The sequence below is a fragment of the Paenibacillus sp. P5_B5 genome (assembly GCF_056400365.1).
Genome location: NZ_JBFULK010000003.1, coordinates 144,249 through 160,162, shown reverse-complemented (window position 1 = coordinate 160,162; position 15,914 = coordinate 144,249). Strand labels below are relative to the sequence as shown.

Genomic DNA, 15,914 nt, shown 5'->3' with positions numbered 1-15,914 from the left:
GATCTCCTTACTTTGCCTTTTTGAGCTTGTATAAGATATTAATTTGATACAGAATCAATGGCTCTGCGATCAGATTATTTGTAATAACGAATTGAATGGTAAAACCTTTTTCTCTAATCTTCCTTCGGATCTGAACCACATCTTGGAAATCCCAATCCACATTGTCATAATCTCCTTCATCCCACTCACCAGATAAGTCTGTCGAAATATCTGTTAAATTAACTTCAATGGAATCAATGAGAGCTCGTACATTAAAACTTGAGCTTTCACCTTCATACTGTTTAGCAACAGCCCACAGTCGTTTGTATTTCTTAATCTGTACCGGATAACCAAAGTCAAAATTCTTTGTCTTAAGCAAATACAGAATCATCTCACCGTCATCAGTAAATACTTTTTCGTCGAATCGATAGATAAGTCCGTTATTAGATGTAAAATAAAGAACCCCATCCAATGTAAGAAAGGAGTTTGCTTTGATATTTGAGAACTTCGTCCAGCATCGAAGATCAACGTCATAAACAAGAGTTAGTCCACTTGGGAATGATAGCCAATACCGTCCATCATAAAACGTACCTACTGCCTTCTGTAAATCAGCCATTGGTATATTCCTAAGTGTTTTCTCTACGCTCGAACGAGTTACCTTATCAGTAGATACGACTTCTGCACTAATGTAATTCTGGTCAGTTGAGTAGAGCGAATATACCTTTCTGTCATCAGATAAGTAAAAAAGATTATTACCGACATAACACACCGATTCAGGCGCACAGCATCCACTAGGAACGTTTACACGATGCAGTTTATAGTCATTAATTGTTCGACCATCACCATACAGAATCCATATTGTGCGTCGATTAAATACAACTATTGCATCACGAAATGTTCGTAAGGTAATACTCTCATCGTTTTCTTCTGAAACTAGATCAAAGAAAAATGTTGCCGGCCAGTAATCAAATGCAGCATAACCAAGTTTAAAATCATGATGACAGAAGCTTAGTCGGTTCTTAACTGTCGGATGCGCTAGAGCAAAAATACGATCCTGCTTAACTGCAATTGCTCTAAAATTCGTTAGATTAGAAAGGTCGTTTAATCCAGGATCAGTTTGTTCTTGTGTAGTTGGTGCGTAAGGAACAACCTCTTTAACATTAGTACAATCGTAGACTTTAAGCTTACCACCATCCGCAATTAGAACAACATCTTTTAGATTACGGTCTTTATAGGTTAGCTGTGCTGTTTCGCTTGTAGTTAATGATGTTATTACGCTAAATGGAATAGCAGTTAAAGCACCATTATTATCCCTGTATACTGTCTTATTAGAGACAGCCAATATCTCTTTTAGGCCATTATTTTTGAAAAACTGATAAAGCCTAGTAATCGGTTGAGATAATGCCGTTGGAGTGTATTTAACATAACCATTACGCAGTGGAGCAGGACCTTTAGTTATAACTGCATTAAGTACATCAGCAGCCGCATTATCAGCTATGAGAGCAGGATCATCATTGTCATTAAGCCCAAGAGAAAAATCACGTATAGAGTAAGGTGGCATCTTCTGCGACATCTATCCCACCCCAATCGTGTCGTTTGTCTCTTGAAGCTTAGACCGATATAGCTCATATTGCCTCTTTCTTCTTTCGTAATCCTGCAGTGAATTAGGACGATCATCGTAATCTTCCTCAGCAAATTGCATTTTACCTATTGCGTACAAAATCAGTAAATCATGATATTCAGGCTCTAGATCAGGCTCATTATCAATGTCAAGTGGAGTCATATGCTTTAGCTTGCGATAATAATAAAGATCAATTGTGCCAGATATATTTTGCAAAGACAGTTTTCCTGCCCACATTTTATATCCAGGCCTATTCTTATCTCTTACCGAAATACGACTTAATACATTATCTCCAACCATTACGAAACCTACATCGTGCAAATCAACGGGAATGTCATAAGAATTCAATTGGTCATCAGGATATGACTTATACGCCTGCATCTTTGCAACAGATGTCAGATCATCTAATGCACGATTTACCCAATCAATAATATCTCCGTTGTCGTAATCCTCGTCAGTATCACGATTAACCTGTTTAATAATCTCGCTTAACTTCAATTCATCACCTACTCTCTAAATAAAAAAAGAGGGCAGGACACAAAGGACCTGCCATTCAAGTTATTCAGTCGCTGGTGGTTCAGAAGGATCAGTCGGTTCAGGAGTTTTATCAGCAGCAGTTCCTTTACCAACTTTTTCGACTTTTTCCACTTCAGTAATTTGAGATCCGAATAATCGGTGAGATTGAATGAATTTGATTTCTGCTTTTTCAGTTGTTTCATATTCACCTGCTGTAAAGCGAATATGCTCACCGGGTACCGGAACCACAATCCCATCAATAATTGAATTGCGGTTCGGTTTCATGCAAAGCACAAGATTATCACACTTAGAAATAAATTTAGCCATCGTTTAAGCCCTCCTTAGCTCGTTACACCAGTGATAACGGCATGTGTTTTTGGTAAGCGAACTTCTAGCCCTGCTTCAGTTACATATTGATCTTTTCGCTGGTCTTCATCATTCGCTTGAATGTTTGTTTCAAGCTTTGTATCGCGTCCTTTAAGTGGACGATATTTGATGTTTTCAGGGTCAATAACAACTCCATAACCACCATATACTGCACCTTCAAAAAGAGGTTCATGAACTAAGTTAAGAATACCGAAAGGTGTTACATATTTAACAACTGCTAAACCGAATGTAGTTTCACCTTGTTCAATTTGAAGTTTTCCATTTGCCCATCCATTAACAACCGAAAGCAGGCGTGCGGAAGAATACATTAACTTCTCTTTGCCTCCATAACGGAATATGACTTCAGCAACATTCTGATCAAATTCAGATTGTGTAAGTTGCCCACCAGCATCGTAATTGTTAGAAGATAAAAAGGACATAAGCCCTCCGGTAGAACGCTTAGCATGAGCACCAGTCGTATCTTTTTTCTTCTCACCAAAGTAGAATGATCGGGCCATATCGACAGTATGCTCGATACCTTTCTTCATTTGTTGATAAGATAGATCGCTACCGCCATACATTTTTGAAGCATTCTGGGTGTTTGTTACTCCAAACGGAGTTTTGAAGATTTGAGTGTAGTTAAACCGTTCAATCTCCTGTGTTGACTTGATGATACGTGTACCAGAGCCTTCCTCGTTCACATTACCGATGATAACAAGAGGATCATTATCAACCAAGGCAGCCGCACCGGTTACGCCGAACCCACGTGCAACAGTCAGAGTGTTTGCAGCAACAGATTTAACAAGAATTACTTCACCAGTTCGAGGAACTTTTACGATGTCGCCTGGAGAGAAGTAATCTCCATTATCCACTACAAGGCTTGTGACATCAGCAGCATGTCCAGCAGCACTATTAACTGCATCCCAACGAGCTCCCAAATCATCTTCTAACCACTTAAATTCAGGGTTACTTGCCCCTTCTGTCTTGCCCTTAGCTCGTTTCAAGAATGTCACTAACGGGGCCGCTGATGGCTCCAGTAGTGCAATGTCATTGGACATATCAATGACCATTTTACCTTGCATAATATTACCTGTACCTCTTACACCAGTTACTTGTGGCATATTTACACTTCCTTTGATTTAAATTTGATTTTAACCAAAAATACCTCCGCGCCGACCAGCATTAACTATCGATTCACGGATTAATTCTTCTTCTGATTTAGGTGTATCTGATTTTTGCTTTGTAACGCCTGTAGCATTAAGCCCTTGTTTTGACCTACGAGCTGTCTCGGCTTCTTGCCTTCCTGCATTCTTTGCTTTCTGATATAACTGCGCTTTGGTATCACCAAATAATTCTGATGCTGCCATACGCAACACACGAGGGCTAGGATTACTTGCAAGGTCAGGATTACCGAGTTCTGCTGCAATCTCTTTGACCTTTCCATGAAGTGCTGAGAATCCTTCCTCTGTTCTCATTTGAGGATATTCCTTTGCAACATCATCAAGGTTTCGTGTCAGAACTTCACTTTGTCGCTGTTCATGAATCGGAGATAATTCCTTATTGATCCGCATATCTAGCAAAGTTTGCATCGTACCTAAAGGATTTTCCCTAAACTGCTCCCAAAACATTTCGTTGTAGTCAACTTGATTGGTTGGAGTTTGAGGAGCAGCACTCTGGTTAGATTGAGCTTGTTGTCGTTGTTGATGGAATTGCTTTTCTAGCTCCTTATAACCTTTGACAAGATCGTCAGTTGATTTGTATTTGCCTGCTAACAGTTCTTCACCGCGTTCCTGCTCGGAGGGTGAATCATCTGCTTCCTCATCGTCCTGAATATCTTGTTCTTTTGTTGCAAAGTTTTGTTCAGACTCTTCAAACTCGTTTTCGTTTTCAACGGCTGATTCTTCCTCGTGTCCGAGATCCGGGGATTCAGTTTCAGGTATCGCTGGTTCGAAAATAGGCATGTGTAAAGCTCCTTTCGCGCTATTCGCGCATAAAAATAGGCCAATGGATTCTCACCAGTGGCCAGTTATAAATTTGATTCATTTTCCTGATAAATTATTTCCTGCATAAATATAAAAACACCATTCAAGGCGTTATACCTCGCACGGTGCTTCTCAACATCTTCAAGCGGACACGTTAACAGGCGGCTTGTATGCTCTGCCATTCGGTCATTTAGATACTGTTCGACCAAACGCCAGCCTTCATGTTCAAAAAGTGACAGAATAGCAATAGCTCGCTCTGATGGCTCACTCATTACATACCACCTACCATCTGCATGCCTTGCTCTGCTTGCATAGCTGTATTAGCTCCAGATGATTGCATCGGTTGTTCTAATGGCATTGGATCAGAAGGAGGTTGTTGTTGTCCTCCACCAAGGTACTGCATAACCACTTGTGCTAACTCTGGTGGAAGACTACTCATGATTGATTGCATTGCTTCTTCCTGTAACGATCCACTTAATTCCTCATCAGTTGGGAGAAGATCATCCGTATCCTGAATATCAAACGCTTCGAATATCTTTCTGAGAAAGTTCCTACGTTTATTAGGAAATTCTTGCATGAACGGATCTTGTGCAACGATATTGTAAAGCTCCACCATGCGCTGCTTGAATGCTTCTTTATTAGCCATTGGTTCAACTGATGAACCGGCAGCGATTAGATGAAACTCGCCTTGAATATCCTCTGGTGTAACCTCAGGCCATTCGTCTGCTGATTGATCAAACAAAGGCAGTAAACGAATGTCTTCCATGAACTGCTGATTAAGTTGGATCATCATACGGCTTATGCCAACTAGTAAACGCTTCTCAACACTTGAAATAACAAGCTTGAACCTCATTGATGCATTGTTATCACGTGACATGGTAGCTGTTGCAGTTTCACCACTTGAAGGTGTTCCCATAACAACGTCATGTGCACCAGTAGTATCACGCATATCCTGCTTGATAAGCTGTTCTTGATTAAATGATCCTGAGAGGTTGTTATCAGCGACTGACATTACCTCTATGTCGTCCATTTCATCGACATAAATCTTCTGCCCTTGCTTCCAAACCAATTGATTAGGGTCAATATTCGCGCCACGTCGCACCTTGAAAGGTCTACGCATCGAATACGATCGGTAATCAATACGCTGGTTACGCTCTGTGTTCAGCTCGTCCTGCAAGTCCTCAATCATTTCAATCATACCAATACCGTAAAACTCACCAGGTACTTTAGTGTAAACGTCCTTCACATAAGGTTTCTTCTTATGCCAGAACGGATTGTCATCTTCCTTCGCAACGTATGAACGATTCAAAATGACTACACACTTATCATTCTCCCAGTAATAATGAACCTCATATAAGTTATCGTCCTCATGCTGCGTATTCTCGTCCTGATTAGATGGAAGTCCCACAGCTGACATACGATAGTTTCGCGCTTCGTTCTGCTTACTATCCTTCGGCACGTCTTTCCAATTAATCTTGAGAAATCCTTGATCATGTAGTCGCTGTAACTCTTCTTTCGACTTATAACACACATGACCACAGTAACGAGCATCTGCAATATCCTCTGCATTTGGATCCACGTAAAAAAGACCCAAGTCAAGGAATTTGACTTCTGGATCATCGTAACTTACTTCTGTCATTTGCATTGGTTGATAATCTTGTATTGGTTGACCTGACTCATCGGTAAGTGGAATTTCATTACCTAAACCGTCATCTTCCATAACAGGTGTTAGCTGCTTACGAATTACATTTTGTTCTTCATAGAGCCATCCTACATAACCGACTGTTGTACCATAAAGCCCCATGATCTTTAGACCGACATGAAATATGTCCTGTAGGTCCATGACTTCATTGTGTTGATAATCAAGAAGCATCTCCATCTTCTTTGCATTCGATTCCCAAAGTTCCCTTTGCTGTAACTCTTCTTTGCTACGCGGTCTTGCCTTCACACTCACGTATGGCCTGCCAGCAAATAATGTCTCAACAAGCCTTGGAAGCACGGTTTCAAGCATTGTAAACGAATATGGTATAGAAATGTTGGAACGATCTTTAATCGGCTTGCCTTGCTGATCCTTAAGCTGATCAACATGGTTTCGCCATCGCTTATATAGCCTAGTCCACTTCTCACGGTATCCGCTATCCCGATGCTTCTCAGCTGATTCAATCTTCTTCATGTATCGTTCTAAATTAGCTTTACCATCATTTTCCTTTGCCAAATCATCACCACCTCAAATTAGTATCCAGTACGCCCAAATGCTGATTCATAACCATCAGCTTCATCATATTGCTCTTGCAATTTCATAGACTGTTGCCCACGTGCCTGATATGCGATCGCTAGAGACATGATAAGATCATCGTGTTTTCCTGCTAATGCTTCAGGCTTGCCATTCTTATTACGAACGAACACAAGCATTTCTTGTAGTGTAGCAATGTCATTAATGAGGTTAATTGTCTCACGTACGATCTGCACAAGCTCTGCGATGATAACCGGACGTGTGACGCTTGTAGTTTGAAAACCATATTTATGCTGTTTCTTACCGCTTATCTCGTCAATGACCTCGCGCTTGTACTGTCTGCGATAACCTAATCGCTCAAGTTCCTTGACTGGATGCAAGTCGAAGTTCATTTCAATGGACAATAAAGCGTAATTGTAATATTTACCGAAGCAATACATCTGTTTAGCATAAAGATCAGTATCAATGTGACCATGCCATACAGCAGCCTGCTTGCCTGTGATGTTATTCAACATCTGCCCTGCGCTATTGTCCACGCCGCCCTCTGCTGTATCTCCACCCATTACATATGGAGTTCGCGGTTGCGGATGCTCATAGATCGTTACAACGCCATTTGGATCGGGAACAAACTTAATAGTGTTATCGACTATCTTTTCATTCCTGTACTGATAAGTGAAGTTTCCACGTACAGGCTTCTGGGCCTTGTATATCTCGGTTAATAGTTCGATTCGCGCCATTACCTTCTTGCTATCGAATACAGGCAATCCAGACATCAAGAATGCTTCCATCTCATTAGCCGGGAACTCCTGACGGAATAAATCCTCTTTACTTCGATCTGGAGTCTGCGGCATCTCAGCAATCTTCCAACGCCGCCACTTAATCTGCTCAGGAGTTAGATTGTATTTATCAACTAATACCTGTTCTTCTTCATCAAATTCAATTACTTCATTTGGTGATAAAGGTAGCTGATATTCAGGATGTTGGAACCATGCATAGAAGTGTGCTGTCCAGTTATTGGTGCCTTTCTTCGAATCCTGGTATGTCTGATAGTAGTAATTACCTACACCATTTGCTGTAGACTCAATGACAATCTCACCATCATAAGGTACCGCCTGCAGCATACCAGTCATTAGTTCCTCAGGATTAGGCCAGAATGCAACCTCGGAACATAGTAGATAGTTGATTGTCTGAGATCTACCGAACTTATCTGATCCAGCTGTACCAACATAGATTCGTGAGTTGTTGCCAGCAAAGAAGAACTCTTTACGGTTACCATACTTCGGCTTACTCTTACCACCATTAAGCTGATCCTTTTTAGCATCAGTCAACCGATCATACATCAGCTGGACCATCTGGAACATCTTCTGTGTTGAATCAGAGTCATGCGCTACTATTACAGCCGTTACGTTGTCCTCATTGATAACACGTTCAAAAAACCTCGCAATGGTGAGCGTAGAAAAGCCCAATTGACGAGGTTTAAGGATAATGTCGCGCTTTGCTTTATCTCCCCAGTACATGACCTGAATTGGATTGAATAGCAAGTTAACGACTGTTTTATTTTTTGTTCTGATATATAGATTCTGCTCAATGTATTCTCGTGGATCACTGACAATAGTTAATTCATTCCTTAATCTGACTTGTTCTTTGATACCTTCATGTATCTTCGCAAGCACATTAACTGTCACCTCTTAACTATCTATATCTACTTCATTTTTTGATAGGCTCATATTCTTCCTATTCACATATTTACTACTCCCAATTATATTTCTCATGGAAACTAAAAATATCATAATGCCAATACTACCCAAAGTTGACCCGTTTCCTAATAAACTGAGATCCTCTTTGTTATTGACATATATTATTGGCAATATAATAAAACTAAAAGATGCAAAAATCATGCAAACATAGTACATAATCGCGTTTCTTATGTTGTAAATCTTACTACGATTATCATCCATCATTGCTTTGAATAAGTCAGCACCCGAAAAACACATACCTGATATTGAATATATTGATATCAAATTTGCATCAATATCGAAATATCCCCAAATATTAAAAATAGCTAGAATTACAAATGATATTCCCATGACCGCTAAGAAAATTTGTCCTTGATCCATTAATTCATACTTCGGCTTCTGTTCCAAATATATACACCCCGTTTTTAATAGCTATTATATTCTACAAGGTGATATATAGTCTAATTATTCCGCATTATCTGTTGTTGCTCGACAATTCTCTGCATCCTTGGATTAGCAGCTATCCGTTGAATAGCAGTATCATACGCAGACTGCGACTCTTTGCGGAACTCATCCATAAACACTGCTATATACTCTTGCACCAAACTAAACTCGAATGCCTTCTCCCGTAAATCAGCTAAGAACTTACTGTTTTCTCGAAGCTCTCGGTTAAGAGTTGTGAGTTCATATATCTTTCGCTTAAGTTCACCCTCAAACTTAAATTGCCAATCCATCAAACGTTCTGTATCGATCCCTTGCCGTTCTAATCCTTCTGCAAGTTCCTCGATTTGTTCAGCAAAGTATTCAGGCAGCGTATCCACTAATTCGAATCGTTTAAGCAATCGCTCTGTCGTCTGATACTGCAGCTGGATGATATCCAGTTCCTGATTGACTACTTTGAGCACTCTGCGCCTATCCTGAACGATTACTTCTTTCTTGGTTCGCTGTTCCTGGTCATTCTTAGCTTCAAGGTATCGCTTAACTGCCATGTTCGATATTTCTTCATTAGCTTTATTGGAACATAACCGTGCTATCTCTGTATGTGGCATTTCAGGAGTCTCGAATAGCAAGTCATCAATAAACGACTCGAGTCCAAACTGTTCAATTTTCGATTTTCTTGCCATTCAATCACCTGCCTTAGAGTAACATTAATTGTTTCGTTAACGATATAGTTTAACGTTAAGTAGTGTTAACGATATTTTCTCTTCAAATAGGTGTCTTGATATTGTTAGGATGTATTGATTTAAGGATTAACGATATAAGCAATAAAAAAAAGAGCTCGAAAGCTCTCTATTTCCGATCATTATTCAACTTAATAACATTCAAGTATTCTTTAAACTCATGCAAAAGTAGTTTAGAATTGGTTAAATCACTTAGATGATTCCGTTCAACCTCTTCTTTTAGCTTATTAAGAATCGTTAAATGCTTTCTTACACTTGTTAAGTATTTATTGTAATTGGTGAATATTTCACCTTCTCTTACTCCTTCTTTCTCTATGACTGAGTATATCTGCTCCAATGCATTGCATGCCTCTAGTTCATCCAGAATGTTTATTTTCTCTTTTGAACCGGCACCTTTCAATTCATCTGACGTTTCTACTGTGTAGATACTGGATATTTTTTCTTCTAAATCTTTTATGTGATTTTCATATGTTTTAGTCATATCTTTGCCCAAAGCTATCACCTCCCATCATATGCCATAATTCGACATCAGGAAGCTTTTTCCTCTTTCACACAGAGACCTTCAGGTTTAGGACAATAGTGCACTGTACCCTGCCATGTACCCCAAGGGCATCCTATGCACTTTGCTGGCTTCTGATATTCTATCTCCTGCCATGGCGCTTCTCTTTTCGATTCCTTGGCTCTGGCTTGTTCCACCCTCTTATCAAACGGATTAGTCTGCGTATCCATCTCATCTATTCCCCTCCGATCCATATAATAAAAAAAGAGCCGCACTAGGCGACTCGGTTCACGTATTTAACTCTTCATACTACAACTATATCACGGTATTTTTAGCATTGTCGGACATGTAGCGGACTTAAAGCGGACATGTATTTTCTATTTTTCGAAGATAACAGTAATACTTAAAGTTAAGTTGTGTTAACAGTATTTTCGATTCAAACAGATACCTTGAATTTACTGAATAATATGTACATATTAACGAAATGAGCAATAAAAAAAGCACCACATAAGTTTTATCCTTTCAAAGCAAAAGAAAAAGCCACTCTTAAACGAGTGACTATCACTATTATGAATTATTTCTTGAAGATCTACTCTATTTTTCTTGTATAGACTACACCAGCCATGTAATTTGGCTTCTCAAAAGTACCAGCATTAAACATTGTTGCTACGATAATAGTATCTTTGGTATTAAATTTAGCTCCAAGTGTCATATCATCACTTCTAATTGCCATTTCCCACATTCCCGTTACATCATCACCATAATCATTTTTATAAGCTTGGATTGTGATACTATCAGCCTTCCATATATGATTAGCTGGTATTTCACCATTATTATAGTAATCACTTAAACTAATTGTTTGTCCAACATATACACTAAACGGAATGTAAAATTCCGAGTTTTCATCAACCAGTAGCATAACTTCAGTCAGACCTTTTGAATCAAATATGTAAATAATTCTGCCTGTTTCACCTAAATCGAATTCGTGTTTATAAACTAACCTTTTATTCCCATTGTCCACTATATCATTAATATAAGGTTTATCTGTTCTTGATAATTTTATATCTGCTTCACTTGTGCCCCAAGTTACATTTAAGTTTATATCATTAATTGAACTATTTGTCGGGTTTTTTTTATTTGAAAGTTTAGAGACATCATATCCTAATAAAGATAAAATCGTGTTCAATTTGGCTTTCTGACTTTCTGTTGCAACCTTATAAGAATCCAAAGCAAAAATTAAAGCAGTATTGCCTTCATGATTTTTTATATTTATATCTGCCTTCGCATCAATAAGATATTTAACTGCTATAGGATCATAACCATGGGCGGCAAAATGAAGAGGAGTGTTATTTAGAGCATTTTTTGTGTTTGGATCTGCACCACTATCTAGTAGTGCCTTTAAAGCGTCATTATGACCCACAGACAATTCCAGAACCGTTCTACCAGTTATATTACCTTTCAGAAAACTAACATTTTGTTCGCTACTAATCGAACGAACAACATAATTTGGATTTGCTCCTTGTTTTATTAAACTTTTCACTCCTTCCGCATCATTTAATAGAACAGCACTTAACAACTTCTCATCCAAAATGGTAGAAATTAAAATCTCTTTCGTTTCTCCAAACCATAAAACCTCGCCATTTACACTCTCTCCAATAAACCTCAATGGTACATAAGTATAATCATTCATCATTGTAGGCGCTACATCAAGTGATGTAGCTTTACCATTAACAAGTGCATTCATATCTCCAATCTTAAGCTGAATATTTAAGCCATCCTTTATACCTGTAACTGTTTGTGTTCTTTCATCCCATGTAACTTTCAAGTCTAACTTTTCAAAGAATGCTCTAAAAGGTACTAAAGTCGTATCATTTTGCATTACAGGTGGAACTGGAAAATCGACCTCATAACTATCAATAAACACTTTAATAGGTTGTTCAGCAAAGACTTGTGCTGACAATGTTAATGAGGTTGCTAAAATTAAAGTTAGCAGTAATGACTTTACCAATTTCATGTTAGCTCTTCCTTCCTAGAATGTGGTTGAATTATCTTATTAAAATGAGCTTTCTTATACTCGTATACCTTATCCTCTTGTCCCAAATAATTACTTTCTCATCCGTTTAGCCAAGAGTCATTAACCATACTTCATGCATCTGTATAACCTCCCTGTGCCTACTTCAACATATGGTTTATATTTCCTTCTTTTCACAAACAAAATACAGTCCCAATTAATGAACAACTAGAGGATTAAGTCGAAAATAATCGAATAACTTAATAAATAATAATATGAAAGGGAAGATTGCATGAAATCCGAATATTTCCCCCCAACTTTTCATCAAACATCATTTCATTGTCCACACTGTAACGTGAAAGCTAAACAAGATTGGATGATAACTTATTATCCCTCTGGTACAGGCGGTTCCGCTGTTAACAATGACTTATTAATTTGCAAATGTACACATTGTTGTGAAATTGCTTACTGGTATAAAGAAAAGATGATTATTCCTTTATCCTCAAACGCTCCAATGCCACACAGTGACCTACCGGAATCCATAGGTAATGATTATCTTGAAGCTAGAAACATCGTAAATGCTTCTCCTAGAGGTGCTGCAGCCTTATTAAGATTATGTTTACAAAAACTTATGGCTGAATTAGGCGAAACCGGTAAAGATATAAATAAAGATATAGGCTCATTAGTTCAAAAAGGACTTCCACAAGAAGTTCAACAAGCACTAGATATAGTTCGTGTCATTGGAAATGAATCTGTACATCCAGGTGAATTTGATCTTCAAGATGACCAAGACACAGCGATACAAATGTTTGAATTAATTAATTTCATTGTTGAAGATCAAATTACGAGAAAGAAAAAAATTAGCACTTTATTTTCTCGATTGCCTAAGAGTAAACTTGATGGAATAGAAGCAAGAGATAAAAAGTAATGTACTTTTGAAATGATATGAGGGAGTACGATGATAATCGTAACTCCCTTTTCTACCCCAAATGATTAACTAACTAGCTTCCTCATCCATCAGTACAACTAATCCAAGGGCATCAGCTAATCGATATATTGCCAATGACTTGATGCGTCTATAGTGACGATCAGAATAACCTAATCTTAAAGCTACTTCCATGTCGCTAACGTTGTCGTCCTCTATATAACGCTCTTGTACCAATTGCTTTTGTGTAGTCCCTAGTCTGTTTATCGCTCTATTAGCACGTTCCAGATGCCGCCTGCGGCGTTCTGGTTCGTCTATATTATATATTGCTATATTTTGTACAGGTGAGCTTACAGCGTACTTATCTCTAAACTGAGGTTCATAAGCTGCTGTTACCTTTTGTTCGAGTGGTATGAATTCAGTTACCTTGTATTCCCTAGCTTGAAATAAGTATTTCTCAACTGCCCGTTTTGTCGCATCCTCATCGATCGGATAAATACTCATTGATAATTGTACTACTCTTTCCCCTTTGTTCTTCCCCATTCCCTGATCACCATCCCCATGGTATAATTAATAGGAATGTATGTTCTTTGCCCCTGCGCCCCGACCAAGTTTGCAGGGGTATTTCTTTGTGTATCTATCCCCATAAAGTCAGGGAGAATTTTAGTGCAATCAATTCACTCTCCCATCAGTAACTTTTTCCAGATTATTCCGTATATATCTTCAAAGGAGTTGATTTGATGTACTTGCTTGTAGGGATATTTGCGATAATTATTGGTTTGATTAACATAATAAAACCTGATTTTGCTTGGTACATGAAAGAAGGTTGGAAAGTTGATGGTGACTCCGAACCAAGTGATACCTACATATCGCTCGCAAAGCTTGGTGGCGTGTTTACTTTTATTGTTGGTTTATTAATGGTTATATATATCTTATTTACTTGATCGACCTTTATAGGGGAGAAGCTTCTCCGATCTTTTACGGCTCTTGCCTATTCGGTCGATACGATGGCCTTCGGCATTATACAAATGTTACCGCTTCCTCAGTTTCTTCATCGAATACAGCGATCCACGGTACTGTCTTTAATTGCTTTCCGCATCCATTGCATGTCAATATTTCAAAATGATCATCATTACCAGAAACCCAATTTTTAAATTCATAATCTGCGTATTCAAACCCAATTGCTGCACTGCATTTTGGGCAAGAGAATGTTAATACTGGCATATCCAGTCCTCCTTGTGTTTTGATCTTGCTATGAATCGATGCCCCTCGGCCAATTGTGTTACGCTATATCGTCGTAATGTGCATTAGCTTATTTTTCTCTACCAGATATAAAACACTAGATTTTGTTTTAATATACTGATAATATAGAAAACGGTATGGCGGAACTGGCAGACGCACTGGTCTTCTAAACTAGCGGAGAAATCCTTGCGGGTTCGAGTCCCGTTGCCCCGATAAAACCTCAAACTTAAATGTTTGGGGTTTTTCATTTTCACTTCCATTTCCTCTTCTCTCCATCGTATTTTTTGTCTATGGTGTTTTGATCTTGCTCTATGATTCGATGTCCTATTAAGCAAATGCTAATTCTTTACAAAGTTTTTGCCACGGTAAAACGTAAACCTCAAATGCCCCTCGTCCTTTTTCGCAAAATGTATATCCGCTTTCCAAATCCAGATGAGACATATCTTCAGGCATTTTAGGATAGTAACGGCAATACATCCCATCAATCACATGTTCATGCTTAATTTCGAAATCTATATCATCAAACTTCCAATCAAATTCCCCTCTGCATTCCCCTAAGAAGTGGCTAGCATCTTTAAACTCACTTTTCTTTCCAACGAATTCCGTTGTAGATGATCCATCTGTAAACTCGATTAGATGCACGTCTGTTCCTCCTTCGTCTTTGCTTCGATTCGACCGAATTACCCAAGCCGTATAAGAGATTTAGATTTATATCCCCCTATATAGGAGAGGACTAAGTCTCTTTCTTTCGTCAGGTATCAACTCTCCTATCTCCTTTCACTCACACAATTCACGCGATCCTTTCCTTCAATTCGCGCTTAAACCTAATTCCTTCTGGCGTCTCGTCCATCCAGATATGGCACCTTACACAAACATGTAATAGGTCAAATGCAGTTGTTTTATGATCAATTTGCTTTCTCCCTGTTATGTGAGCTCTTTGTGATGCCCTAGCCCCTCTACATAGCTCACATACTCCGTTTGATCGTTCTTTTAATTCCTTATCTACCTTTGCAGATATGTCGCCCTTTTGCTTTTGTGTAAGCTTTACACGCTTGTGGTGCTTAAGAATATCAACTCTCCAAGGTGCTTTATCCTTCTTCTGTTTCTTAGGCCACGCCATCACTAACCACATCCAGCCGCTTTATCTCAACTTCGATTCTTGGTTCTCTACTGTAAAACTTACGAGTGCGCCCATCACAGACTTGTCCATCATCTTTCCAAATGATTTTATTGAATGCATCACATACGCCTTTTTCTAAGTTGTCTCTATCGGGCTTGCTCGTATGCGGCTTACCTTCCATCATTACTTTCTTTTTAATACTCCACGTTACTGGCATTGGCATGTAGAAAATTAAGTCTAGATATATGGGACCAGTAAGTAATTCATCTTTGACATGTTGCTTTGCAATAGTAGATAAGTATTGCTTGTATCCAAGGTAACGCTGCACTCGTTCAACCCTTTTATCACCTGGTTCATACAGATTCCATTTAAGACGTTTCACCATGCCAGCAGTCATGCGCACCGTACCCATTGGATCAACTTTAATAATCAATTTCATGTTTACACCACCTTACGTAGTTGTTGGAGCTCCCTAGCTGCTTCGTACCTTAAATCAAGACTCT

Annotated in this window: 20 protein-coding genes and 1 tRNA gene; 3 read left to right on the top strand and 18 right to left on the bottom strand. The window is 38.8% G+C overall.

Translation table 11 applies throughout. The features are described 5' to 3' along the window. Window positions 1-7 precede the first annotated feature (7 nt). From AC1DOK_RS05725 to AC1DOK_RS05665, 13 genes are all read right to left on the bottom strand, one after another. Window positions 8-1,552, bottom strand: coding sequence for a hypothetical protein (locus AC1DOK_RS05725; protein ID WP_477553282.1), 1,545 nt, complete (start codon window positions 1,550-1,552; stop codon window positions 8-10). Then, on the bottom strand, window positions 1,553-2,098 hold the full coding sequence (locus tag AC1DOK_RS05720; RefSeq protein ID WP_477553281.1) for a phage adaptor protein: 546 nt from the start codon (window positions 2,096-2,098) through the stop codon (window positions 1,553-1,555). It abuts the gene before it with no gap. 60 nt (window positions 2,099-2,158) lie between these two features. Further along, window positions 2,159-2,443, bottom strand: a complete 285-nt coding sequence (locus tag AC1DOK_RS05715) for a hypothetical protein (protein WP_477553280.1) — start codon at window positions 2,441-2,443, stop codon at window positions 2,159-2,161. 14 nt (window positions 2,444-2,457) lie between these two features. Beyond that, window positions 2,458-3,603 carry an SU10 major capsid protein gene (locus AC1DOK_RS05710; protein ID WP_477553279.1) on the bottom strand — a complete coding sequence of 382 codons (1,146 nt, stop codon included), beginning with the start codon at window positions 3,601-3,603 and terminating at the stop codon, window positions 2,458-2,460. 30 nt (window positions 3,604-3,633) lie between these two features. Next, complete coding sequence (locus tag AC1DOK_RS05705; RefSeq protein WP_477553278.1) at window positions 3,634-4,443, bottom strand: hypothetical protein; 810 nt, start codon at window positions 4,441-4,443, stop codon at window positions 3,634-3,636. 65 nt (window positions 4,444-4,508) lie between these two features. Then, the gene (locus tag AC1DOK_RS05700) at window positions 4,509-4,736 is read right to left on the bottom strand and encodes a hypothetical protein (protein ID WP_477553277.1); all 228 of its coding nucleotides are present in this window, start codon (window positions 4,734-4,736) and stop codon (window positions 4,509-4,511) included. Continuing rightward, window positions 4,736-6,679: a portal protein gene (locus AC1DOK_RS05695; RefSeq protein ID WP_477553276.1), complete on the bottom strand. Its 1,944-nt coding sequence runs from the start codon at window positions 6,677-6,679 to the stop codon at window positions 4,736-4,738. The genes AC1DOK_RS05700 and AC1DOK_RS05695 overlap by 1 nt, the downstream gene beginning before the upstream one ends. Before the next feature lie 17 nt (window positions 6,680-6,696). Continuing rightward, window positions 6,697-8,370 (bottom strand): terminase large subunit, encoded by a 1,674-nt coding sequence (locus AC1DOK_RS05690; RefSeq protein ID WP_477553275.1) that lies wholly within the window; start codon window positions 8,368-8,370, stop codon window positions 6,697-6,699. 15 nt (window positions 8,371-8,385) lie between these two features. Then, window positions 8,386-8,814 (bottom strand): hypothetical protein, encoded by a 429-nt coding sequence (locus AC1DOK_RS05685; RefSeq protein ID WP_477553274.1) that lies wholly within the window; start codon window positions 8,812-8,814, stop codon window positions 8,386-8,388. A gap of 80 nt (window positions 8,815-8,894) precedes the next feature. Continuing rightward, window positions 8,895-9,557, bottom strand: coding sequence for a hypothetical protein (locus AC1DOK_RS05680; RefSeq protein WP_477553273.1), 663 nt, complete (start codon window positions 9,555-9,557; stop codon window positions 8,895-8,897). 166 nt (window positions 9,558-9,723) lie between these two features. After that, a complete protein-coding gene (locus AC1DOK_RS05675; RefSeq protein ID WP_477553272.1) occupies window positions 9,724-10,107 on the bottom strand; it encodes a hypothetical protein in 384 nt (127 codons plus the stop codon). Window positions 10,108-10,142: 35 nt separating this feature from the next. After that, the gene (locus AC1DOK_RS05670) at window positions 10,143-10,343 is read right to left on the bottom strand and encodes a hypothetical protein (RefSeq protein ID WP_477553271.1); all 201 of its coding nucleotides are present in this window, start codon (window positions 10,341-10,343) and stop codon (window positions 10,143-10,145) included. A gap of 359 nt (window positions 10,344-10,702) precedes the next feature. After that, window positions 10,703-12,127, bottom strand: a complete 1,425-nt coding sequence (locus AC1DOK_RS05665) for a stalk domain-containing protein (RefSeq protein WP_477553270.1) — start codon at window positions 12,125-12,127, stop codon at window positions 10,703-10,705. Between the two features lie 352 nt (window positions 12,128-12,479). Here AC1DOK_RS05665 and AC1DOK_RS05660 point away from each other — a divergent pair, with 352 nt between their 5' ends. Beyond that, window positions 12,480-13,052, top strand: coding sequence for a DUF4145 domain-containing protein (locus tag AC1DOK_RS05660; RefSeq protein ID WP_477553269.1), 573 nt, complete (start codon window positions 12,480-12,482; stop codon window positions 13,050-13,052). Between the two features lie 69 nt (window positions 13,053-13,121). On the opposite strand, the gene AC1DOK_RS05655 is transcribed toward AC1DOK_RS05660, so the two are convergent. Further along, a complete protein-coding gene (locus AC1DOK_RS05655) occupies window positions 13,122-13,592 on the bottom strand; it encodes an ArpU family phage packaging/lysis transcriptional regulator (protein WP_477553268.1) in 471 nt (156 codons plus the stop codon). Between the two features lie 197 nt (window positions 13,593-13,789). Here AC1DOK_RS05655 and AC1DOK_RS05650 point away from each other — a divergent pair, with 197 nt between their 5' ends. Continuing rightward, a complete protein-coding gene (locus tag AC1DOK_RS05650) occupies window positions 13,790-13,993 on the top strand; it encodes a DUF6199 family natural product biosynthesis protein (protein WP_477553267.1) in 204 nt (67 codons plus the stop codon). Window positions 13,994-14,069: 76 nt separating this feature from the next. On the opposite strand, the gene AC1DOK_RS05645 is transcribed toward AC1DOK_RS05650, so the two are convergent. Then, window positions 14,070-14,273: a hypothetical protein gene (locus AC1DOK_RS05645; RefSeq protein WP_477553266.1), complete on the bottom strand. Its 204-nt coding sequence runs from the start codon at window positions 14,271-14,273 to the stop codon at window positions 14,070-14,072. A gap of 151 nt (window positions 14,274-14,424) precedes the next feature. On the opposite strand from AC1DOK_RS05645, the gene AC1DOK_RS05640 reads away from it, so the two are divergent. Beyond that, window positions 14,425-14,504 (top strand) — tRNA-Arg (locus AC1DOK_RS05640). A 114-nt stretch (window positions 14,505-14,618) separates the two neighbouring features. Here the strand turns inward: AC1DOK_RS05640 and AC1DOK_RS05635 are convergent. From AC1DOK_RS05635 to AC1DOK_RS05625, 3 genes are all read right to left on the bottom strand, one after another. Further along, window positions 14,619-14,933 carry a hypothetical protein gene (locus tag AC1DOK_RS05635; protein WP_477553265.1) on the bottom strand — a complete coding sequence of 105 codons (315 nt, stop codon included), beginning with the start codon at window positions 14,931-14,933 and terminating at the stop codon, window positions 14,619-14,621. Window positions 14,934-15,081: 148 nt separating this feature from the next. Next, entirely contained in the window at window positions 15,082-15,411 is a 330-nt protein-coding gene (locus AC1DOK_RS05630; RefSeq protein ID WP_477553264.1) for a hypothetical protein, read from the bottom strand. Then, the gene (locus AC1DOK_RS05625) at window positions 15,398-15,850 is read right to left on the bottom strand and encodes a RusA family crossover junction endodeoxyribonuclease (protein WP_477553263.1); all 453 of its coding nucleotides are present in this window, start codon (window positions 15,848-15,850) and stop codon (window positions 15,398-15,400) included. Before AC1DOK_RS05625 ends, AC1DOK_RS05630 begins: the two co-directional genes overlap by 14 nt. Between the last annotated feature and the right edge of the window lie 64 nt (window positions 15,851-15,914).

Excerpts from the sequence above, each read along its gene's own strand:
- AC1DOK_RS05630 (WP_477553264.1), bottom strand. The coding sequence starts at position 15,411 with ATGGCGTGGCCTAAGAAACAGAAGAAGGATAAAGCACCTTGGAGAGTT.
- AC1DOK_RS05725 (WP_477553282.1), bottom strand. The coding sequence starts at position 1,552 with ATGTCGCAGAAGATGCCACCTTACTCTATACGTGATTTTTCTCTTGGG.
- AC1DOK_RS05680 (WP_477553273.1), bottom strand. The coding sequence starts at position 9,557 with ATGGCAAGAAAATCGAAAATTGAACAGTTTGGACTCGAGTCGTTTATT.
- AC1DOK_RS05645 (WP_477553266.1), bottom strand. The coding sequence starts at position 14,273 with ATGCCAGTATTAACATTCTCTTGCCCAAAATGCAGTGCAGCAATTGGG.
- AC1DOK_RS05625 (WP_477553263.1), bottom strand. The coding sequence starts at position 15,850 with ATGAAATTGATTATTAAAGTTGATCCAATGGGTACGGTGCGCATGACT.
- AC1DOK_RS05705 (WP_477553278.1), bottom strand. The coding sequence starts at position 4,443 with ATGCCTATTTTCGAACCAGCGATACCTGAAACTGAATCCCCGGATCTC.
- AC1DOK_RS05670 (WP_477553271.1), bottom strand. The coding sequence starts at position 10,343 with ATGGATACGCAGACTAATCCGTTTGATAAGAGGGTGGAACAAGCCAGA.
- AC1DOK_RS05650 (WP_477553267.1), top strand. The coding sequence starts at position 13,790 with ATGTACTTGCTTGTAGGGATATTTGCGATAATTATTGGTTTGATTAAC.
- AC1DOK_RS05710 (WP_477553279.1), bottom strand. The coding sequence starts at position 3,603 with ATGCCACAAGTAACTGGTGTAAGAGGTACAGGTAATATTATGCAAGGT.
- AC1DOK_RS05685 (WP_477553274.1), bottom strand. The coding sequence starts at position 8,814 with ATGGATCAAGGACAAATTTTCTTAGCGGTCATGGGAATATCATTTGTA.
- AC1DOK_RS05715 (WP_477553280.1), bottom strand. The coding sequence starts at position 2,443 with ATGGCTAAATTTATTTCTAAGTGTGATAATCTTGTGCTTTGCATGAAA.
- AC1DOK_RS05700 (WP_477553277.1), bottom strand. The coding sequence starts at position 4,736 with ATGAGTGAGCCATCAGAGCGAGCTATTGCTATTCTGTCACTTTTTGAA.
- AC1DOK_RS05665 (WP_477553270.1), bottom strand. The coding sequence starts at position 12,127 with ATGAAATTGGTAAAGTCATTACTGCTAACTTTAATTTTAGCAACCTCA.
- AC1DOK_RS05655 (WP_477553268.1), bottom strand. The coding sequence starts at position 13,592 with ATGGGGAAGAACAAAGGGGAAAGAGTAGTACAATTATCAATGAGTATT.